This window comes from Cypionkella sp. (genome assembly GCF_034376685.1).
GTDB lineage: Bacteria > Pseudomonadota > Alphaproteobacteria > Rhodobacterales > Rhodobacteraceae > Cypionkella.
Genome location: NZ_JAXMJJ010000062.1, coordinates 1 through 21,118, shown reverse-complemented (window position 1 = coordinate 21,118; position 21,118 = coordinate 1). Strand labels below are relative to the sequence as shown.

The window sequence follows — 21,118 nt, the reverse complement described above, 5'->3', positions numbered from 1 at the left end:
CCACACAGGGCGGCTGAGGCCGGGCCGGGGAGCATTCTGCGCAGCGCATCAGATCACGGCTTGCAGCCCCCGCAGTAGCTTGATACGTTATATTATAACATAACGGAATCAACCCATGCCCCAGCTTCCCGTCACCGTCCTGTCCGGCTTTCTCGGCGCGGGCAAAACCACCTTGCTGAACCATATCCTGAACAACCGCGAGGGCCGCCGCGTCGCCGTCATCGTCAACGATATGTCCGAGGTCAACATTGATGCCGACCTGATCCGCGACGGCGCTACCCTGTCGCGATCCGAGGAAAAACTGGTCGAGATGACCAACGGCTGCATCTGCTGCACCCTGCGCGATGATTTGTTGATCGAGGTGCGCAAACTGGCGTCCGAGGGCCGCTTTGATTATCTGCTGATCGAATCCACCGGCATTGCCGAGCCGCTGCCCGTCGCCGCCACCTTCGATTTCCGCGATGAGAACGGCGATAGCCTGTCGGATGTGGCGCGGCTGGATACCATGGTGACGGTGGTCGATGCGCTCAATCTGCTGCGCGATTTCTCCAGCCATGATTTCCTGTCCGACCGCGGCGAAAGTCTGGGCGAAGGCGATCAACGCAGCCTCGTCAACCTGCTGACCGAGCAGATCGAATTCGCCAATGTGATCATCCTGAACAAGATCAGCGATGCCGGACCCGCCCGCGCCGATGCCGCCCGCAAGATCATCCGCGCGCTGAACCCCGATGCGCGGCTGATCGAAACCGACCACAGCATGGTCAGTGCCGATGCGATCTTTGACACCAATCTGTTCGATTTCGACCGCGCGCAAGAGCATCCGCTCTGGGCGAAAGAGCTTTACGGCTTTGCGCATCATGTGCCCGAGACCGAGGAATATGGCATCACCTCTTTCGTCTACCGCGCCCGCGCGCCGTTTGATCCCGCCCGCATCCATGCGGTGCTGAACGGCGAGTTGCCCGGCGTGATCCGCGCCAAGGGGCATTTCTGGGTCGCCAGCCGTCCGAAGATGGCGCTGGAGTTCAGCCTTGCCGGGGCCCTGTCCAGCGTCACCCCGTTGGGCGGCTGGTGGGCCAGCGTGCCGCAGACGCGCTGGCCCACCCACCCCGAGGCACTGGCCGAAATGGCTGCGAAATGGGCCGAACCTTGGGGCGACCGGCGGCAAGAGCTGGTGTTCATTGGCGCAGATCTGGACCAGCCTGCCATCACCGCTGCCTTGGATGCCGCCCTGTTGCCGGTGCAAAGCTTCACGCCGGATGCCTGGGCCAAGCTGCCCGATCCGTTCCCGGAATGGCGTCGGGTGGCTGCCGCATGAGGCACGGCAACCTAGCAACCTCGCTGCGCCGCAGCCCGCGCCCCGACACCATGCAAGCCTACGACGCGCTGCCCGCCGAGGCCCGGCACTGGCTGGCAACTGCAAAACTGCCGTGGAGCGCGCGCTCCGTCGCCCGGCTCTGGGCGCGGGCATGGCATGACGCGGGCGGCGATCTGGCGGCGGTGCGCGCGCGGATGGATGCCGCCCAAGCCCGCAAACTCGCCCGCGATGCGGCGGGGGTTTGGGGGGCGTGCTACCCCGTGCCGCCCTGCGCACCCGCCAAACTGCCGCCCCGAAAAGCCGCAGCAGTGCCGTTCTGGCAGGTGTTGAACCGCAAGGCCGGGGTGCTGCGGGCATTCTGACTATGGTTTTGCTATAGTGAGATGCGTCTAGGCCTCCCACACAGGGCAACGCCTGACCGCCGGGTGGGCGAGCCACGCCAGTTCTAGGCACTTTATGCCTCAGCCCATCCCCCAGAAGTTCTAAGCGAGACAGCACAAAAGCGTCCGCCCGAGGGGGCGGTCAGGCGCTGCCCGGTGGCGCTAAAGCGCCTTGATTCCGGGCGGGTTGTTTGCTTGAGAGGGCACCGCATTTTTGCGGGTCTTTCATTTTGCGACACAATTGTCGCTCATAAGAGCCTGTCTGGAAATAGCCACGCTGATGCCCCATCTTTAGCGCCTTTGCGGGCTTTGATCACCTGAAACTACGTCACAACAAAGATCCACATGATCAATCATATCCGTCGGATTTTCTATCTTGCCCTGGTTCTGGGAGTGGGCTTCTGCGCTGTGATGGAATATCGCGCCACTGCCGACGATGCGGCGTTGATGTTCGTGCCTACCGAAACCAAACTGACATCCGCACAGTTTCTGGAACGGGTCGCGCGGCAGTTTCGGGTTTCTGCTTCAGCCAATCATAGCTTTGCACCGTCGACGGAGATAACGGCGCTTGCCCACAAACATTTCATGCTTCACGGAGCCACGCCGCGCGTTTGGTATGACATTACGCCCGACGTGCAAGGCTCAATGCCATTGGTGATCTTGCTGCATGGTGCAGGCCGCGATGGCTTGTCACTGCTCGAAATGTGGCAAGCCACATCTCAGAAATACGGCATTGCGCTGGCAGCACCAAACTCCTTCGGTCAAACTTGGGACTTGGCCGATCCTGAACCGGCTTTCATCGTGCAGATTGTTGATGCGATGGCCGATGCTCACAACATCGACAGAGATCGCATTTTCTTGTTTGGCCATTCCGATGGGGCAGCCTATGCGCAAGTTTTGTTGGCCGGTACGCGTGGACCGTGGCGGGCAGCAGTTTTGCACGCAGGGTATGCGCCGGACGTGCTCAAAACATCAGGACAGGTTAAGCCGTATCGGCTGTATATCGGCGAACAAGAACAGATTTTCTCTATATCTCAGGCGCGTCACATTGGCCAAGTGCGCGCTGAGCAGGGTCAGCCAAATGAATTGATCACGATCCCCAATCACGATCACTGGTTCTATGCCATTGGCCCGCAAATCGCAGAGGATGCATGGGCTTGGTTTGCCTCCTTGCGGAGTTAGCTACGGCAGAACGTTAAAATTCCCTTAACACGCCCACCCCATCCAACTGATATAAAACAACAAAAAAGGTCCCGAGTTGGGACCACCCCTAGCCCACAATCAAAACCCGTCCCGCAGCCGCCCGAATTTCTCGGGTCAGGGGCGCCAAAGCCGGGGCGGTCAGGCGGCTGAATTGCCAGTGCAGGGCCACATCCAACGGCGTGTCCGCCACCATCTCGATCAACTGCCCCGAGGCAAGGTGGGGGGCTGCCAGAACCTCCGGGTTCAACGCCCATCCCAAGCCCGCCAAGCAGGCGTCCACGAAGCCCTGACTGCTGGCCAAACGGTGGCTTGGAAACGCCGCCCGCTTGGGCTGCCGCCCGATCTGGCGATCCACCCAGATCTCTTGCAGCCGATCCTTGTCCGAGAAATTCAACGCAGGGGCTGCGGCAAGGCTGGCCGCCGTCACCCCCTCTGGCATCCACTTCGCCATGTAGGCAGGCGACGCCGTGGCCCGGTAGCGCAGGCTGCCGAGCGGGATCGTATCGCAGCCCTGCAACGGGCCGGGATGGGCGGTGATCGCGGCGGCCACCTCGCCGCGTTTCAGCCAGTCTTGGCTGACCTCCTGATCGTCGATCACCAGATCAAACAGAAACCCTTCCGTCGCAGCCAGTGCCGGGATCACCCATGTTGCCAGACTGTCGGCATTGACTGCGATCCGCAGGGTGGCGGGGCGGGGCGATAGCCACGGCAGGTCAGTGGCAAGGGTGCGCTCCAACAGAGTCACCTCATCATGATGCCGGATCATCCGCAGGCCTGCAGGCGTGGCGGTGCAGGGCTGACCACGGCGGATCAACAAGGTGCCTGCGACCTCTTCCAGCACTTTCAGGCGTTGGGATATTGCCGAAGGGGTGACGTGGAGTTCGGCTGCGGCAAGATCAAACGAACCACGACGATGCACGGCGGCAAGGGCGGCGAGCTGGGCGGGATCGAACATTAGCTGCGCTTATCTGATGCGAGAAAGATTAAGTTGAGTGAAGCGACAGCGGGCTGCTAGGTCAAGCCGAAAGGAGAGAACGTGATGATTGAGGCGGCGGTGCAGGGCTATCTGGTGGCGGTAAGTCTGATCCTGGCGATCGGGGCGCAGAACGCGTTTGTGTTACGGCAGGGGCTGCGCCGCGAGCATGTTGGCGCGGTAGTGCTGGCCTGTGCCACCTCGGATGCGATTTTGATCGCATTGGGAGTGACGGGGTTTGGCGTGGTCTCGGCCAAGCTGCCGTGGATCGGTGAGGCGATGCGCTGGGGTGGGGTGGTCTTCCTGCTGGTGTATGGCGCGCTGCGGTTCAGGGCGGCTTTGGCGGGGGGCGAGGCTTTGAAACCCGGTGAGGGGGCTGCGACCAGCTTGTCGAAGGTGTTGACGACGGTGCTGGTGCTGACTTGGGCCAACCCGCATGTCTATCTGGATACGGTGGTGCTGCTGGGGTCGATCTCGGCGCAGTATCCGGAGCATCGGTTGGCGTTTGGGGTGGCGGCGGCCTGTGGCAGCTTCAGCTTTTTCACCGCCTTGGGCTATGGCGCGCGGCTGTTGGCCCCGGTGTTTGCCAATCCCAAGGCCTGGGTGGTGCTGGAGATTGTTGTCGGGGCGACGATGTGGGCCATCGCGGCGGGGCTTGCCTTTGGCGGGTAGGCTTGCTTGATGTGCCGCCATGAACATGACTGATCTGGGACGACCCCGTGAGGGGGTGATGTGGATGGTGCTGTCGGGGCTTTCCTTCGTGGGGGTCAATGGCATCGTGCGCTATCTGGGCACCGATCTGCCTGCCGCGCAGTCGGCGTTCTTGCGCTTTGCTTTTGGCGTGGTGCTGTTGGCTCCGGTGCTGCCCGCGATGGTGCGGGGGATGAGCGGGCAGGTGCTGAAGCTGTTCGCGTGGCGCGGGCTGATGCATACGATTGCTGTGCTGTTCTGGTTCTACGCGATGGCGCGGATACCCGTCGCCCATGCCACGGCGATTGGATACCTCAACCCGGTTTTGATGCTGATCGCCGGGGCGGTGATTTTGCATGAGGCGTTCTCGGCACGGCGGATCATTGCGGTAGCGGTGGCTTTGGTGGGCGCGCTGATCGTGCTGCGGCCGGGGGTGCAGGCGCTGAATCTGGGGCATCTGAGCCAGATCGGCGCGTCGGTATTTTTCTGCGCAAGTTACTTGTTTGCCAAGCGCTTGACCGGGTTGGCGAGTGCATCTGTGATCGTGGCGATGATGTCGGTGACGGTGACGATCGGGTTGGCCCCCTTGGCGTGGTGGGTTTGGGTTCCGGTCAGCTGGGCGCAATTGGGCTGGCTGGCGATTGTGGCGGGCTGTGCGACCTCGGGGCATTATTGCATGACGCGTGCGTTCCGGGCGGCTCCGTTGACCGTCACGCAACCAGTGACCTTTCTGACGCTGGTCTGGGCGACGGCTTTGGGCGCGATCTTGTTCAACGAGGCGGTGGATGTGTTCGTGCTGCTGGGTGGCGCGATGATCATTGGGGCGATCACGTTTGTCACATGGTTAGAAGCATCGGGGCGCGACGCGGTGGACGCTGCGGCGTTGCGGCAGGACTGACCACCGCGCGCTCTGGTGCGGCGATGTTAACGGGCTTTTCATAGCTTCTGCCTCCATGAGCGTTCTGCGGAGGTTTATATGCCCGACACATCGACAATCCTGTCGCTGCCCCTGATCCAACCCGCGCAAGCGCAAAAACACGTCACCCACAACGAGGCGCTGCGCCTGTTGGATCTGATGGTGCAGCTGTCGGTTCAGGCGCGGGACGTAACCGTGCCTCCGGTCGGCGCGGTGCCCGGCGACCGCTATATCGTGCCTGTGGGCGCGAGCGGGGCTTGGAACGGGCAGGCAGGCAAGATTGCATTGTTTGAAACGGGAGTTTGGCAGTTTTTCACGCCTTTGGCGGGTTGGCAGGCCTATGTCGTCGCTGAAGCTGCGATGGCGGTTTTTGATGGCGCGGCGTGGTTGGCGCTGAGCGACGGGCCTTTCAGCGTGAGCCAGCTTGGGGTTTCGACCTTGACGGATGCCACCAACCGACTGGCGGTGTCTTCGTCCGCCTCGCTGTTTGATCATGCCGGGGCCGGGCATCTGATGAAGTTGAACAAAGCCACGGCGGCGGACAGCGCCAGTCTGGCGTTTCAGACGGGCTATTCCAGTCGGGCGATGCTGGGCACGGAGGGCTCGGATGATCTTGAGCTGAAGGTGTCAGAGGATGGCGTGAGCTTTCTTTCTGCCGTGACGGTGGCTGCGGCGACCGGACATGTGACGCTGCCGCAAGGGGTGTTGGCGAGTGGCTTCAGTTTGCGCGATGGGGCGGACCCGAGCAAACGGGCGGTGTTCTCGGTGGCGTCGGTGTCGTCTGGGACGACGCGCAGCTATACGCTGCCGAATGCCAATACAGAGCTTGCAGGGCTGACCGGGCCGCAAACCTTCAACGGGCAGAAGACATTTTCCGGCACATTTACCGTCAGTGCGGCGACGGCGAATATTGGCACCTCGACGGCGAACAGCAGCTATAGCGTTGGCGGTGGGGCGACGGCTTCGGGCAATACCTCGACGATCAATTTGGGCACGGGGGGGGTAAGCGGCTCGGTCACCGAGGTCAATATCGGTTCGACAGAGGCCGGTGCCTTGGGGTCGGTCGTGATCAACAGCCCCAGCGTGACCTTTGCCGCCAGCGTGACAAGTGTTGCCGCGCCAAATGCGGCGGTGACGACGGATCAGTTGGGCTTGGGCGGAGCAAGCCCGGATGCGACCAACCGTTTGTCGGTGAACGCGCCTGCGACCCTGTTAAACCATGATGGTGCGGGGCATCAGTTGAAGCTGAACAAGGCGGCGGCGGCGCAAACCGCCAGCCTGACGTTTCAGACCGGATTTTCGGGCCGCGCCGAGATGGGCACCACTGGCTCGGATGATTTCGCGATCAAGGTCAGCCCGGATGGCAGCACGTTTTACACTGCGATGACGGTGGCGCGGGCGACGGGGCAGGCCACGCTGCCACAAGTGTTGCATTTGGGCGGGCAGGCGGCGGACCCTGCAAGCCCGGTGGATGGCATGGTCTGGCTGAACACCAGCTCGGGGCAGGTCAAGATCCGCAGCGCGGGCGTGAGCGAGGTGATCGGCGGCGGTCTGACCGACGGTGCGAAGGGCGATGTCTTCGTCTCGGGCGGTGGCACGGTCTGGACGCTGGCGGCACCTGCGAAATACGGCGTGCAGGTCGCGCTGAACCAACAAGCATTCATCAACTAGGAGAGCGGCAATGCCCGGCAATACGTCCCCGATTTTCTCAAAAGTGGCCCATGTGGAATGGGTCAATGCCATCACGGCGGCCAATACCGCCAAAGATGGCACCGGCACGGTGGAAACGGTGTTCACGGCGGATGCGAGCAATGGCTCGTATCTGCAAAAGCTGATCGTGCGGCCGCGCGGCGCCAATGTGGCCTCGGTGCTGCGGGTGTTTCTGAACAATGGCGCCAGCAACACCACCGCAGACAACAATGTGCTGATTGCCGAGGTGTCGCTGCCCGCGACCGCGCTGTCAGAGGTGGCGGCGCTGTCTGGCAATGAGTTGCCACTGAACATCCCGGTGCCGCCGGGTTATCGGGTGAATGTGACCCTGGGCACGGCGGTGGCGGGTGGCTATGCGGTGACGGGTTTCGGGGGGGATTACTGATGAGTTTTCCGCATTTCCTGCCGCGTGAGGCGGGACAGACGCGGCGGTTTGATCCGGTTGGTGCCGCAGGCCAGTGGCAAAGCTACGCGGTGCCACAGGGCGCGCTGCTGCTGGAGATCCTGCTTGTGGGTGGTGGCGGCGGCGGTGGCGCGGGCTTTGCGGCGGCTGCGGGTGCTGCGCGGGGCGGTGGCGGTGGTGGCGGGGCAGGCGCGCTGTCGCGTCTTGTGGTGCCGGCAGCTTTGCTTCCGGGGACGCTGTTTGTCTCAGCCGGGGCGGGGGGCGCGGCTGGGGCGGCGGGCGTTGCCTCGGTCATCGGTCTGCTGCCGGTGGCTGCGGTGGCAAATACGCTGGGCAGTGCCAATGGCGGCGGTTCGGGGGGCACGGGGACGGGTTCGGCGGTGGGAGCTGCGGGGGCTGCCGGGACCATCACAGCCGGAGGGGCCTATTCGGCGCTGGGCAGTTTTGTCAGCATCGCAGGACAAGCCGGCGGCGCGGGGGGCGCAGTGGCGGGTGGCGCTGGCACGGCGGTGGCGTTCGGCGGTGTCAACATCTTCACCAGCGGTGGTGCAGGGGGAGGCGGCGCGACCTCGGGCGATTTTGCCGGAGGCGCGGTGAATGGTGCAGGGCTATGCCCCGTGATCGCGGGGGGGGCTGCGGGCGGCAATATAGGCGCGGCGGGATATGAGCTGTGGCTGCCGCCGACCTTCTCGGGCGGCAGCGGCGGTGGTTCGTCGAACACGGGCGCGGGCGGGACGGGTGGCGGTGGCGCGCGGGGTTCGGGCGGCGGCGGCGGTGGCGCTGGGGTGAGCGCGGGGCAGGGTGGTCGCGGGGGCGATGGCTTTGTGTTGATCACCTGCATTTGCTAGGTTGCAGCAAGGGCATGGGGCCGGGGGTGCAAACCTTCCGGCCTTTTGCATGGGTCGGGGCTTTCCGCTTGATTTTCCACGCTTTGATTGTTCGCGGATTTGACACAGTGCCGCTCTCTGCCTAAGACAAGACTGGAACAGCCAGGAGCGTTTGGCATGAAGATTGCGATGATCGGAACCGGCTATGTCGGCTTGGTTTCGGGCGTGTGTTTCTCGGATTTCGGGCATGAGGTGATTTGCGTCGACAAAGACCCCAGCAAGATCGAGCGTTTGCGCGCCGGTGAGGTGCCAATCTTTGAGCCGGGACTTGAGGCGTTGATGGCCAAGAACGTTGCGGCGGGGCGGCTGTCGTTCACGCTGGATCTGGCCGAGGCTGTGGAAGGTGCCGATGCCGTGTTCATCGCAGTGGGCACGCCGACGCGGCGCGGCGATGGCCATGCGGATCTGACCTATGTGATGACGGCGGCGGAAGAAATCGGCAGGGCGCTTACGGGCTATGCGGTGATTGTCACCAAATCGACGGTGCCTGTGGGCACCAATCGCAAGGTGGCCGAAGCAGCGGCGGCGGCGAACCCGGATGCCAAGTTCGATGTGGCCTCAAACCCGGAATTCCTGCGCGAAGGCGCTGCGATTGACGATTTCATGCGACCTGACCGGGTCGTGGTGGGGGTCGAATCTCAGCGTGCGCGCAAGGTGATGGCGGATATTTACCGCCCGTTGTTCTTGCGCGAATTTCCGGTGGTGTACACGGGGCTCGAATCTGCCGAGATGATCAAATACGCGGCCAACGCGTTTTTGGCGACAAAGATCACCTTCATCAACGAAATCGCGGCTTTGTGCGAGAAGGTCGGCGCGGATATCAAGGATGTGTCGAAAGGCATGGGGATGGATGGCCGGATCGGCAACAAGTTCCTGCACGCAGGGCCCGGCTATGGTGGGTCGTGTTTCCCGAAAGATACCAAGGCTTTGGCCCGTATCGGTCAGGATTATGCCGTTCCAATGCAGATCACCGAAGCGGTGATCAAGGTCAATGACGAGATCAAGCGCCGGATGATCGACAAGATCGTTGATCTGTGTGACGGCAGCCTGAACGGCAAGACGATCGCCGTGCTGGGGGTGACCTTCAAGCCCAACACAGATGATATGCGCGATGCCCCCAGCCTGACCATCGTGCCCGCCTTGGTGGGCGGTGGTGCGAAAGTGCGGGTGGTTGATCCGCAGGGCCAGCGCGAGGGTGAGGCGCTGCTGCCGGGGGTGAAATGGGTCGAAAGCCCGTATCAGGCGGCGCATGGTGCCGATCTGGTGGTGCTGCTGACCGAGTGGAACGAGTTCCGGGCCTTGGATCTTGCGAAGCTGGCGAAGAAGATGGAGACGCCGCGGATGGCCGATCTGCGCAACATCTATTCGCTGGAAGAAGCCACCGAGGCCGGGTTTGAAACCTATGTTGCGGTGGGGCGTTAAAGTTATCGGTTTGGCTTTGCCGGAGCGGTAAGCTCTGGCAAAGTTTTTGCTAAGTGGGGTGGTTCGGATGGCTGAGGCGAAAGACTCGATCATTTTCGTGGTGGACGGACCGGGGCTTGAGGCGCAGTCATTGTTGCTGGCCGCGTCTTTGGCGAAGCACCACCCGGATCGCAGCCAAGTCGCGCTGATCGCCTATGTCTCGCCACGTTCGATTGACAGTTTGTCAGAGGTGACACGGGCGCTTTACGCGCATTGCGGTGTGCAGATGCGGCCGTTGCCTTCGGCGGAAGGCATCTGGGCCAAGCCCTATCCGCATGGCAACAAGATCCTTGCTTGTGCGGCCCCGCGCGCATCACAGCGCAGCCTGTTCATTGACACCGATACGGTCTGCCTTGGCCCGCTGACCGGGCTTGATCTGGCCGACCCCCATGCGATAGCGGCAGTGCCCGAAGGGCTTCCGACCTGGGGCAAAGAACCTGACAAATGGCCGCGCGCCTATGAATTCTTTGGCCTGCCTTTGCCGACTGACCGGGTGACGCTGACGCGGGGGCGTCAGCTTGAATATCTGCCGTATTTTAACGCCGGTTTCATCAGCTTCAGTGATGTGCCCCGCCCCGGTTCGACGACGAATTTCGCGCAAGACTGGTTGCAGACGGCTATCGCTTTTGACCAAAAATGCCCGATCAAGGGCAAGCGGCCTTGGCTGGATCAGATCACGCTGCCGCTGACGATGAAGCGGTTTGGCTATGGCTATGAAGCACTGCACGAGCTGTGGAACTTCTCGATCGCGGACCGTGTGAAGCTGAGCCGCGCGAAAAAGGCCCGGTTGATCCATTATCACCGCTTTGTCCATCTGAAGCGGCTCGACTTCCACACCATCTTCATCGCCGATGCCCTTGGCTGCGTGCCTGCGGTTCTGGCCGAGGCCCTGCTGGCGCAGATCAGCAGCCTTGTCGCCGATCCAGTAGAAACGGCGGCGGCGTGACGTCAAATTTGCGCGGTGTTGGGGCGATTGCGCTGGACCTTGGCGATAAAACTCTCATTTAGTCGGGGCGTTGGCTGCGGATGGGCGAAAACGGATGATGCAAAAGCATGTGTTGGTGACGGGCGGGGCGGGCTATATCGGCGCGCATGCCTGCAAGGTTCTGGCGCAGGCCGGTTTTGTCCCGGTGGCGTTTGACAACCTGTCTACTGGCTGGGCCGATGCAGTCAAATTCGGGCCTTTGGTGCAGGGTGATCTGTTGGATCGCGCCAGTATTGACGCCGCCTTTCGGCAGTATCGCCCCGTCGCGGTGATGCATTTTGCAGCCCTTTCGCTGGTTGGCGAGTCGATGACGGATCCGGGGCGCTACTGGCGCACCAATGTCAACGGCTCGCTCAATCTGGTGGAGGCGGCGGTGCATGCGGGCTGCATGAACTTCGTGTTCTCCTCGACCTGTGCCACCTATGGCGATCAGGATGGCGTGCTGCTGGATGAAGATACGCCGCAGCATCCGATCAATTCCTATGGCGCGTCGAAGAAGGCGATTGAAGAGATTCTGAAGAACTTTGGCGCGGCCTATGGGCTGAACCATGTGATCTTTCGCTATTTCAATGTCGCGGGTGCTGACCCCGAGGCAGAGGTTGGTGAACAACACCGCCCGGAAACCCATCTGATCCCCCTGATGCTGGATGCGATTGAGGGCCGTCGCCCGGCGCTTACGGTGTTCGGGCAGGATTATCCGACGCCGGATGGCACTTGTGTGCGCGATTATGTGCATGTGATGGATCTGGTGGATGCGCATGTGAAAGGGCTGAACTGGCTGCTTGACGGGCGCGGTAACCGGGCGTTCAATCTTGGCACCGGGCATGGCTTTTCGGTGCGGCAAGTGATTGACGCCAGCCGCGCCGTTACCAATCGCGACGTGCCGATCATTCAAGGCCCGCGGCGGGCAGGTGATGCGGCGGCGCTTGTGTCAGGGTCTGATCGGGCCCGCACGGAACTGGGGTGGGAGCCGACGCGATCAACCCTGCCCGAAATGATCCGCGATGCGCTGGGCTGGAGCCAGAAGCCGGGGTTTCTGCGTTAATCCCGTAATTTTGCTAAAACTTATCTAAAACTGTCATCCTCTGCGCTCAAGTATTCTCGAGCTTAGGGGCAGGCAGCCCCCAATATCCTCAGGGCCGCGCAATCGCCCGGTAATCCCGCGCCTGGCTCGACAGCCGCGCCGGATCAACGCGTGGCACATCTGCGATCAACAAGGCTGGCCCCATCCCCGCTTGCGCCAAAACCTCGCCATCCGCGCCGACGATCAGCGACCCGCCCGCATAGCTCAGATCGCCTTCCACCCCGCAGTAATTGGCATAGACGATGCTGATGCCATGATTGGCGGCCATCGCAGGCACCGTGGCGCGCATCACATGGGTATAGGGCAGCATGTTGGCGGTGGGCACCAGCAGCACCGTCACGCCTGCAGCCGCCAGAGCCGCGATATGGGGCGCGAATTCAACATCATAGCAGATCAGCAGCGCCGCCTTGTGACCGACCAGATTGAAGGTGACGTAAGCCTCGCCGGGGCGGTAAATCGACGCTTCACGCGGGCCGTAAAGCTGGATCTTGCGGTAATGCGCGAGTTCCGTGCCATCCGTCCCCAGGGCCAAAGCGGCGTTATAGACCACATCCCCGTCGCGCTCGGCATAGCCAAACACCAGACCGCATTCCGCCGCGCGACAGGCCAAAGCCAGCCGATCCTGCCAAGCCTCACCATGCAGCAGCGCCAATTCTGCAATCGCATCGCTGTTATAGCCCGGCGCAAAACTTTCCGGGACCACCAACACCGTAGCCCCGGCCGCGCCTGCCGCGCGCAAGCCACGCTCCACCGCCACAAAAGCCGCCTCGCTATCCCCGGCGGGCGAGGGCGCTTGCATCAGCGCAAGACGAAGATCGGGCATCGAAGGACTCCTGCTTTGGTTTGTTCGCATCATGGCGTGCGCCGGGGGCACTGTCACCCCAGCAGCATTGACTTTCCTCCAGTCCTTTCTTCATCTGTCACCAAACCAAGAGGTTCTGCTTGCCGCCCCGCCACACCCTGATTTCCAGCGTCAAAGACGAAGGCCCGTTTCTGCTGGAATGGGTGGCGCATCATCTGGTCTTGGGGTTTGACCGCATCCTGATCGCCTCAAACGATTGCAGCGACGGAACGGATCGTCTGCTGTCCGCGCTTGCTGCCGAGGGCTATATCACCCATGTCCCGAACAAACTGAAACCGGGGGAAATCCCGCAGCACGCGGGCTATGAGAAAATCCGCCGCCTGCATGATATTGACGCGAGCGCTTGGCTGATGATGCTGGATGCGGATGAGTTTCTGAACGTCCATGTCGGAGATCATCGTGTTGCCGATCTGACCGAGCGGGCCGAGGCGGATATCGACGTGATCGCGCTGAACGGGATGTTCTTTACCAGCCAACCCGTTGCGCGTTGGCAGCCGGGACGGGTCTGCCCGTTGTTTACCCAAAGACTGCCGATCCATCACAAAGCCAATGCCGCGTTGAAGACCCTGACCCGGAACCCAGCCCGCTTTCGCGGTATCCACAATCACAGCATGGTTGGCTTTAAAGAGAAAGCGCCGCTGCAGGTGTTGTGGGGCGACGGCACCCGCACGCAGACAGACCCCGCGCTGCCGCTGTGGCGGCAGTTGCGCAATGGCGACATCAAGGCGGTGTCGCATCGCCTCGCCCACTACAACCACTACGGCCTGAAAGCGCCCGACAGCTTTGCGTTGCGTCGCAGCCGGGGCCGGGGCGCGGTGGCGGAAACCAACGCCGAGACTGCGCGTCACACCGATGCCTATTTCTTCGAACGCGACCAGCCCGCAGGCGAAGACCTTTCCATCGCGCGCTATAACATCGAGGTGCAGACCCGTATGGCCGAGATGTTGCAGCACCAGAGAATCAAACGTCGCCAGCGGGTTTGCGAAGAAACCTACGACAGCCTCATCGCACCCTATCGGCGCTAATGCGTGAAATGTCGCGGTGGACGCGCCGAAGTTAGAATGTGTATGACGTCGCCGCAAAACCACACAGCTTGCCAGCAATTGGTGTAAAGCCTTTCAATCGCCCCCAAAAGAAGCCGTCTGCACCCCGCCGGCCGCGGCTTGCTTTGTAGAAGCTCTGGCCAGGTCTGTGCCAGATTGTCACAGTTCCGCTTTACATATATAGATATTCGAATTTAAGAATATAAAGAATATGAATATGCGAGGACTGAGTCATGCGTTTCCTTTCCGCCCTGATCTTTTGTGCAGCAGCCCTGCCGTTTGTGGGCTGCGCGGCCTATGCTGAAGCCCCAGCTTTGCACACCACACGGATAACCGAGTGGAAGGCGGTCTACGGCACTGTCGAGGCACGGGACCGGATCGCCGCGCGGGCGCGATTGGGCGGAACGCTGATCGAGCTGACCGTGATTGAGGGCGATCTGGTCAAAGCGGGCCAGCCGATTGGCCGCATTGAGGATGAAAAGCTGGCGTTTCAGCTGTCCGCGCTTAGCGCGCAGAAGGGCGCGGTTGTGGCACAACTTGCCAATGCAGAGGCAGAGCTGAAGCGTGGTGAAAGCCTGTTGAAACAGGGTGTCGCTACCATTCAGGGGTTGGAGAGCCGCCGCACGCAGGTCGATGTGCTTAAGGGCCAGATCGCGGCTATTGATGCGCAGGCCGGGGTGATCGATGCGCAGATCAAAGAGGGCAGCGTTCTTGCCCCGGCAGATGGCCGGGTTCTGGATGTGCCGATGGCCAAGGGCGGCGTGGTGATGGCGGGCGAGGCGGTGGCCACAATCGCGGCGGGCGGAACTTTCCTGCGCGTGTCGATCCCCGAGCGTCATGCTTCCAACCTGCACCAAGGTGATGTCATCGAACTTGCGGGGGCGGGTGCTACCAAGACGGGCAAGCTGTCACGGATTTATCCGCTGATCCAGAACGGCCGTGTGATCGCAGATGTAGAGATCGAAGGGTTGCCAGACAGCTTTGTCGATGCGCGGGTGTTGGTCCGTCTGCCGATGTCGTCTCGGGATGCGCTGATGGTGCCTGCCTCTGCGGTGATCACCCATGCTGGGTTGGATTTCGTGACGCTTGCCGATGGGGCCGAGGTGATCAGCCGTACTGTGGTGACAGGTGGGCAGCAACTGGTTGACGGCGCGGATATGGTCGAAATCCTGTCGGGCCTGGCGGTTGGTGATCATGTTCTGCTAGTGGCGAGCGAGGCAGGCCATGACTGATCTGCCCCCGTCCACGACGCCAACCGAGAAACCACTTGGCCTTGCAGGTCGGCTTACGGCGGCCTTTATACACTCGGCACTGACGCCGCTGTTTATTCTCGCAGCTCTAGCGGCGGGGATGCTGGCCTTGACTTCGCTCCCGCGCGAGGAAGAGCCGCAGATTTCGGTGCCGATGGTCGACATCCATGTTCAGGCGCAGGGGTTGCTGGCCGAAGATGCTGTCAAGCTGGTCACCGAACCGCTTGAGGTGATCGTCAAGGGCATCAACGGCGTCGAGCATGTCTATTCCTCAACCAGCGATGACGCGGCAATGGTCACAGCGCGCTTTGTGGTTGGCACCAATGCGGATGAAGCGATCCTGCGCGTGCATGACAAGGTGCGCGCGAATATGGATCGCATCCCGGTGGGCATCCCAGAGCCGTTGATTATCGGCCGGGGCATCGACGATGTCGCAATCCTGTCGTTGACGCTGTCTTCGGCAGAGGGGCAAGAGATTTCCGCCAATGATCTGACCCGCATCGCGCGTGCGCTTCAGACCGAGGTGACCAAAGCCGATAACGTCGGGCTGACCTATCTGGTTGGCGACGCGCAGGACGTGATCCGCATCCAGCCAGATCCTGACCGGCTGGCGCTGTACGGTGTGACCTTGCAGCAACTGGCGCAAAAGGTGGCGCAGGCGAACAGATCGCTGAACACCGGCAAGTTGCGCGACAAGGGCGAACAGATTGATCTGGTTGCGGGCCATACCATCACCGCCCCTGCCGCAGTGGCGCATCTGCTGCTGACCACCCGCGATGGCCGCCCTGTCTATGTCGCGGATGTGGCTGACGTGGTCTATGTGCCGGACACCGGTGAACATATCGTCGCCAATGTCACCCGCGCGGCAGATGGGTCGCTTGATCGCTCGCCAGCGGTGACGCTTGCGATTGCAAAGCGGGCGGGCGCCAATGCGGTCGTGGTCGCCGAAGAAGTTCTCACGCGTGTCGAGGCGCTGGAAGGCAAGCTTCTGCCGAACTCGGTCATGCTAACTGTAACGCGGGACTATGGCGAGACGGCCAACGAGAAGGCCAATGAGTTGCTGTTCCACCTTGGCCTTGCCACAGTGTCGATCATCCTGCTGGTCTGGCTGGCTATAGGCTGGCGCGAGGCGGTCGTGGTGGCCATCGTCATTCCGGTGACGATACTGCTGACACTGTTTGCAGCGTGGATCATGGGCTACACGCTGAACCGCGTCAGCCTGTTCGCACTGATTTTCTCCATCGGCATTCTGGTCGATGACGCCATCGTCGTGATCGAGAATATCGCCCGCCATTGGGGCATGCGCGATGGGCGATCCCGTCCTGCCGCAGCGATTGATGCAGTGGCCGAGGTGGGCAACCCGACCATCGTGGCCACATTGACGGTGGTGGCTGCGCTGTTGCCGATGCTGTTCGTCTCGGGGTTGATGGGGCCGTATATGAGCCCTATTCCGGCCAACGCCTCGGCGGCAATGATCTTTTCTTTTTTCGTCGCTGTGATCATTACGCCATGGCTGATGATCAAAATCGCTGGCCGGGCAGAATTGTCGGCGCATGGACATGATGCAGCCGACGGCGGCCATCATGGCGGCTGGTTAGAGCGGACTTATGCGCGTGTCGCCCGCCCAATCCTTGCCAGCAAGGCGCGTAGTCTCAGCTTTCTTCTGGTCGCAGCGGCGCTGTCCTTTGGGTCTTTGGCGTTGCTGTACACCCGTGATGTGACTGTCAAGCTGCTGCCCTTCGACAACAAATCCGAACTGTCGGTGATTATTGATCTGCCCGAAGGCAGCTCGGTAGAGGCAACCGACAACGTGGCGCAGGATGTGGCGCGGATTGTGATGCAGATGCCGGAAGTGACTTCGGTGCAGACCCATGCCGGAACCCCTGCGCCTTTCAATTTCAACGGCCTTGTGCGCCACTATTACCTGCGGCAACAGCCGCAACTGGGCGAGGTCTCGATCAATCTTCTGCCCAAGGCAGACCGTGATCGCGCCAGCCATGATATCGCGCTGGACATCCGCACCAAGCTTTCCGGCCTTGCGCTGCCTGCTGGCACCAGCCTCAAAACTGTAGAACCGCCCCCCGGCCCCCCAGTGATCGCGACCCTGCTGGCTGAGGTTTACGGCCCCGATGCGGCTACTCGTCGCGCGGCTGCTGCCCAAATCCGCAAGGCGTTTGAGGCCGTGCCGTTCATCGTCGATGTGGATGACAGCTTTGGAATTCAGGCGCGCCGGATACGGGCAACAATCTCGCCGGATGATCTCGAATTCTTCGGCGTGCAGGAGCAGGACGTTTTCGACACGCTGGCGCTGTTGAATGGCAGCACGACGGTAGGCTACTCCAACCGGGGCGAGGGGCGTTTGCCGATCCCCTTGCAACTGGGGCGCGCAAAGGCTGACCGGGTTCTTGACGAGCGATTTCTGACGACACCGGTTCCGGCCAACGTGTTGCCCGGTGCGCGCGGTGTGGTCGAATTGGGCGATGTGCTGCGGTTGGCAGAAGAGCCTGCCTCGTTTCCGATCTTCCGCCACAATGGCCGCGATGCCGAGATGGTGATGGCTGAAATGGCGGGCGATTTTGAAGCCCCGCTGTACGGAATGTTGGCGGTGGCCGAGCAGATCGCCGCGCAGGATTGGCCAACGGGCAAGCCCGAAATCAGCCTGCACGGCCAGCCGCAGGATGAAAGTACCGTGACGCTGTTGTGGGAGGGGGAGTGGGAGGTCACCTTCGTTACCTTCCGCGATATGGGGGCTGCCTTCGGCGTCGCATTGCTGGGCATCTATATTCTTGTGGTGGCGCAGTTCGGCTCTTTCCGTTTGCCGCTGGTGATCCTGACGCCGATCCCTTTGACCTTTCTTGGCATCATGGCGGGGCACTGGCTGTTCTCAGCGCCGTTTTCGGCAACGTCGATGATCGGATTTATCGCGCTCGCGGGCATCATTGTGCGCAACTCGATCCTGTTGGTGGATTTCATCCGCAACACCCAATCAAGCGCGGTCACCGTCGATGTGTTGATCGAAGCGGGGGCTATTCGCTTCAAGCCGATCTTGCTGACTGCCATTGCCGCGATGATCGGGGCGGTGGTGATCCTGACCGATCCGATCTTTCAGGGTCTGGCGATATCGCTGCTGTTCGGGCTGCTGTCGTCCACCTTGCTGACCGTTCTGGTCATTCCGGCGATCTACCGCGTGTTCAAAACCTGAAATCGAGATGTTCGGCAGAGGAGGCCGGGCGGATCACAGCCAATGGATTGAGGAGAAGAAAATGGCACATGTCGTTGTATTGGGCGCCGGTTTGGGCGGGGCCATCATGGCTTACGAGCTAAAGGATCAATTGCGAAACGAGGATACGGTTACGGTTGTCACTAAAGACCCGACCTATCATTTTGTCCCCTCAAATCCGTGGATTGCGGTGGGCTGGCGCAAGCGCGAGGATATCACCGTGGATTTGGCGCCGACGATGGCAAAGCGCGGCATAGATTTTATCCCCGTTGCGGCGCAGCAAGTGCATCCGAAGGAAAACCGTGTCGAGTTGATCGACGGCCGATCAATCAGCTACGATTATCTGGTGATCGCCACCGGGCCTGAACTGGCCTTCGATGAGATTGAGGGCCTTGGCCCGCATGGCGGTTTCACCCAGTCCGTTTGCCACATCGACCATGCAGAAAAGGCCGAGGAAGCGTTCCAACGGCTTTTGGCAAACCCCGGCCCGGTGATCATTGGTGCCGCACAAGGGGCAAGCTGCTTTGGCCCCGCCTATGAATTCCTGTTCATCCTTGAAACCGCGCTACGCCGGGCGAAAATCCGCGACAGGGTGCCGATGACGTTTGTGACACCTGAGCCCTATGTTGGCCATCTAGGGCTGGACGGAGTCGGTGACACCAAGGGGCTTTTGGAATCCGAAATGCGTGCCAAGCACATCAAATGGATGACCTCGACGAAGGTTAAAAAGGTCGCCGATGGCCAGATGACAGTGGAAGAGGTCAACGAGGACGGTACAACCAAGCCCGAGAAGATGCTGCCCTTTGCCTATTCGATGATGTTGCCTGCCTTTCGCGGGATAAAACCGGTGTCGGGCATCGAGGGTCTGTCCAATCCGCGCGGTTTTACCATCGTGGATCAACACCAGCAAAACCCAACCTTCCGCAACATTTTTGCGGTTGGTGTCTGCGTGGCTATCCCGCCGATGGGGCCGACGGCTGTGCCCTGCGGCGTTCCGAAAACCGGCTTCATGATCGAGTCCATGGTCACCGCAACCGCGCACAACATCGGCAATCTTGTGCGTGGCAAAGCGGCGGATGAGGTCGGCACATGGAACGCCGTGTGCCTTGCCGATTTCGGAGACGGCGGCATCGCCTTTGTGGCGCAACCGCAGATTCCGCCGCGCAATGTCAACTGGTCGTCGTCGGGCAAATGGGTTCACCTCGCCAAGGTGGGGTTTGAGAAGTACTTCATGCGCAAACTGCGGCAGGGCAAATCAGAACCGTTTTACGAAAGCCTCGCCCTCAAGGTGCTTGGCATCAACAAGCTGAAAGACACCACCAAGGGATAACCCTTTCGCCTTCGCGAAAAACTCTGTCTCAACATAAGGAAATGCAAATGTCTCTTGATCGCTCTGTTCTGTTGTTCGCAGGTGTTATGGTCTTGGTCAGCGTTCTGCTGACCAGCTTCGTTTCGGGCTATTTTGTCTGGTTCACCGTGTTTATCGGGGTAAATCTGATGCAATCCGCGTTCACCGGCTTTTGCCCCGCCGCGATGGTGTTCAAAGCGATGGGCATTAGGAAGGGCTGCGCGTTCGAGTGAAACTGTGATCCGATGATCGGCAAGGTTTCCAGCATCGACGGCTTAGGCGGCAGCGACAATGCTGCCGCCGAAGCCGTGTCCTTCCTGAAGATACTGTCGCATGAAGCGCGACTTCAGATCCTTTGCCTCTTGCTGGATCGGGATATGTCGGTGGGTGAGCTTGCCGCCACCCTCGGCCTGTCTCAGCCCACCGCATCGCAACAGCTGATGAGATTGCGGGCCGAGGGGTATCTTGGCACTCGCAGGACTGGGAAGGCGGTCGTTTATCATCTGCTGCGCCCGGATGTGAAACCCGTCATTGCGGTATTGAGGACGACATTCTGTCCGACCGAAAATGGCAAGTGACTTTGCTAAGCCACCGCATCCTTGAACGCATCCCTTGCCCCAACCCGCCTTGATTGCGGTCTGGCATAGAAACAAATGTCGCCCTTACGATACATGTTTATCGCAAAACCGTTACGCGCGCTTTCTAGGTTCCGGCCAAATCTCCCGAAAGGAACCATGATGAAAAAATCCCTCTCCGCCGTCGCAGCGCTTGCGCTGACCACCAATGCCGCCTTTGCCGCTCCGGTCCAGATCAGCTGGTGGCACGGCATGGGTGGCGCGAACGAGCAGGTGATCAATCAGGTCGCTGAAAAGTTCAACGCGGCGCAAGCCAACTGCGCGATCACTCCGGTTTCCAAAGGCACCTATGAAGAAGCTTTGGCGTCGGGCATCGCGGCATTCCGTTCCGGCGAGCAGCCGAATATCCTGCAAGTGTTTGATGCCGGTGCCGCCACCATCATCAGCGCCAAAGGGGCGACTATTCCCGCCGAAGACCTGTTGGCCCAGAACGGCCACAGCCTTGACCGTGACGCTTTCATCGACGGCATCCGCAATTTCTACGCCGATGCCGATGGCAAATTCATCGGCATGCCGTTCAACTCGTCGGCGCCGATCATGTATATCAACACCGATGCGTTTGCGAAGGCCGGTGTGACGCCGCCGAAAACCTGGGAAGAGTTTGAGGCTATTGCCCCCAAGCTGAAAGAAGCCGGATATGTGCCGCTGGTGGCCAGCCAGCTGACCTGGATGTTGTTTGAGAACTTTTTCTCGCGCAATAACATCCAGATGGCGTCGAACAACAACGGCTATGACAGCATTGAAGGCACCACG

The 21,118-nt window shown here is 61.0% G+C and carries 20 protein-coding genes; 18 read left to right on the top strand and 2 right to left on the bottom strand.

The features are described 5' to 3' along the window. Positions 1 to 115 precede the first annotated feature (115 nt). The 3 genes from U1A24_RS12230 (at position 116) to U1A24_RS12220 (ending at position 2,877) form a co-directional block, all read left to right on the top strand. A complete protein-coding gene (locus U1A24_RS12230) occupies positions 116 to 1,315 on the top strand; it encodes a GTP-binding protein (protein WP_322322247.1) in 1,200 nt (399 codons plus the stop codon). Further along, positions 1,312 to 1,677 carry a DUF6525 family protein gene (locus tag U1A24_RS12225; RefSeq protein ID WP_322322246.1) on the top strand — a complete coding sequence of 122 codons (366 nt, stop codon included), beginning with the start codon at positions 1,312 to 1,314 and terminating at the stop codon, positions 1,675 to 1,677. The genes U1A24_RS12230 and U1A24_RS12225 overlap by 4 nt, the downstream gene beginning before the upstream one ends. Before the next feature lie 363 nt (positions 1,678 to 2,040). Further along, positions 2,041 to 2,877 (top strand): PHB depolymerase family esterase, encoded by an 837-nt coding sequence (locus tag U1A24_RS12220; RefSeq protein ID WP_322322245.1) that lies wholly within the window; start codon positions 2,041 to 2,043, stop codon positions 2,875 to 2,877. A gap of 88 nt (positions 2,878 to 2,965) precedes the next feature. Here the strand turns inward: U1A24_RS12220 and U1A24_RS12215 are convergent, their stop codons facing one another. Further along, positions 2,966 to 3,853, bottom strand: coding sequence for a LysR family transcriptional regulator ArgP (locus U1A24_RS12215; protein ID WP_322322244.1), 888 nt, complete (start codon positions 3,851 to 3,853; stop codon positions 2,966 to 2,968). A gap of 84 nt (positions 3,854 to 3,937) precedes the next feature. Here U1A24_RS12215 and U1A24_RS12210 point away from each other — a divergent pair, with 84 nt between their 5' ends. From U1A24_RS12210 to galE, 8 genes are all read left to right on the top strand, one after another. Then, on the top strand, positions 3,938 to 4,543 hold the full coding sequence (locus U1A24_RS12210; protein WP_322322243.1) for a LysE/ArgO family amino acid transporter: 606 nt from the start codon (positions 3,938 to 3,940) through the stop codon (positions 4,541 to 4,543). Between the two features lie 19 nt (positions 4,544 to 4,562). Beyond that, complete coding sequence (locus U1A24_RS12205) at positions 4,563 to 5,459, top strand: DMT family transporter (RefSeq protein WP_322322242.1); 897 nt, start codon at positions 4,563 to 4,565, stop codon at positions 5,457 to 5,459. 78 nt (positions 5,460 to 5,537) lie between these two features. Further along, positions 5,538 to 7,148 (top strand): DUF2793 domain-containing protein, encoded by a 1,611-nt coding sequence (locus U1A24_RS12200; protein WP_322322241.1) that lies wholly within the window; start codon positions 5,538 to 5,540, stop codon positions 7,146 to 7,148. A 10-nt stretch (positions 7,149 to 7,158) separates the two neighbouring features. Then, positions 7,159 to 7,572 (top strand): hypothetical protein, encoded by a 414-nt coding sequence (locus U1A24_RS12195; RefSeq protein WP_322322240.1) that lies wholly within the window; start codon positions 7,159 to 7,161, stop codon positions 7,570 to 7,572. Further along, the gene (locus U1A24_RS12190) at positions 7,572 to 8,438 is read left to right on the top strand and encodes a hypothetical protein (protein ID WP_322322239.1); all 867 of its coding nucleotides are present in this window, start codon (positions 7,572 to 7,574) and stop codon (positions 8,436 to 8,438) included. The genes U1A24_RS12195 and U1A24_RS12190 overlap by 1 nt, the downstream gene beginning before the upstream one ends. A gap of 156 nt (positions 8,439 to 8,594) precedes the next feature. After that, positions 8,595 to 9,899, top strand: coding sequence for a UDP-glucose/GDP-mannose dehydrogenase family protein (locus U1A24_RS12185; RefSeq protein WP_322322238.1), 1,305 nt, complete (start codon positions 8,595 to 8,597; stop codon positions 9,897 to 9,899). 67 nt (positions 9,900 to 9,966) lie between these two features. After that, positions 9,967 to 10,884 carry a hypothetical protein gene (locus tag U1A24_RS12180; RefSeq protein ID WP_322322237.1) on the top strand — a complete coding sequence of 306 codons (918 nt, stop codon included), beginning with the start codon at positions 9,967 to 9,969 and terminating at the stop codon, positions 10,882 to 10,884. Between the two features lie 97 nt (positions 10,885 to 10,981). Beyond that, positions 10,982 to 11,968, top strand: coding sequence for a UDP-glucose 4-epimerase GalE (galE, locus tag U1A24_RS12175; RefSeq protein ID WP_322322267.1), 987 nt, complete (start codon positions 10,982 to 10,984; stop codon positions 11,966 to 11,968). An 88-nt stretch (positions 11,969 to 12,056) separates the two neighbouring features. On the opposite strand, the gene U1A24_RS12170 is transcribed toward galE, so the two are convergent. After that, a complete protein-coding gene (locus U1A24_RS12170; protein WP_322322236.1) occupies positions 12,057 to 12,830 on the bottom strand; it encodes a nitrilase-related carbon-nitrogen hydrolase in 774 nt (257 codons plus the stop codon). Between the two features lie 119 nt (positions 12,831 to 12,949). On the opposite strand from U1A24_RS12170, the gene U1A24_RS12165 reads away from it, so the two are divergent. The 7 genes from U1A24_RS12165 to U1A24_RS12135 form a co-directional block, all read left to right on the top strand. Beyond that, positions 12,950 to 13,894: a glycosyltransferase family 2 protein gene (locus U1A24_RS12165; protein WP_322322235.1), complete on the top strand. Its 945-nt coding sequence runs from the start codon at positions 12,950 to 12,952 to the stop codon at positions 13,892 to 13,894. A gap of 251 nt (positions 13,895 to 14,145) precedes the next feature. Next, positions 14,146 to 15,144: an efflux RND transporter periplasmic adaptor subunit gene (locus U1A24_RS12160; RefSeq protein ID WP_322322234.1), complete on the top strand. Its 999-nt coding sequence runs from the start codon at positions 14,146 to 14,148 to the stop codon at positions 15,142 to 15,144. Beyond that, positions 15,137 to 18,364 carry an efflux RND transporter permease subunit gene (locus tag U1A24_RS12155; RefSeq protein ID WP_322322233.1) on the top strand — a complete coding sequence of 1,076 codons (3,228 nt, stop codon included), beginning with the start codon at positions 15,137 to 15,139 and terminating at the stop codon, positions 18,362 to 18,364. The genes U1A24_RS12160 and U1A24_RS12155 overlap by 8 nt, the downstream gene beginning before the upstream one ends. Positions 18,365 to 18,425: 61 nt before the next feature. Then, positions 18,426 to 19,712: an NAD(P)/FAD-dependent oxidoreductase gene (locus U1A24_RS12150; protein WP_322322232.1), complete on the top strand. Its 1,287-nt coding sequence runs from the start codon at positions 18,426 to 18,428 to the stop codon at positions 19,710 to 19,712. Positions 19,713 to 19,759: 47 nt separating this feature from the next. Beyond that, positions 19,760 to 19,963, top strand: a complete 204-nt coding sequence (locus U1A24_RS12145; RefSeq protein WP_322322231.1) for a DUF2892 domain-containing protein — start codon at positions 19,760 to 19,762, stop codon at positions 19,961 to 19,963. 12 nt (positions 19,964 to 19,975) lie between these two features. After that, the gene (locus U1A24_RS12140; protein WP_322322230.1) at positions 19,976 to 20,308 is read left to right on the top strand and encodes a metalloregulator ArsR/SmtB family transcription factor; all 333 of its coding nucleotides are present in this window, start codon (positions 19,976 to 19,978) and stop codon (positions 20,306 to 20,308) included. 156 nt (positions 20,309 to 20,464) lie between these two features. After that, positions 20,465 to 21,118: extracellular solute-binding protein (locus U1A24_RS12135; protein ID WP_322322229.1), on the top strand; the 654-nt coding region annotated here is incomplete at its 3' end.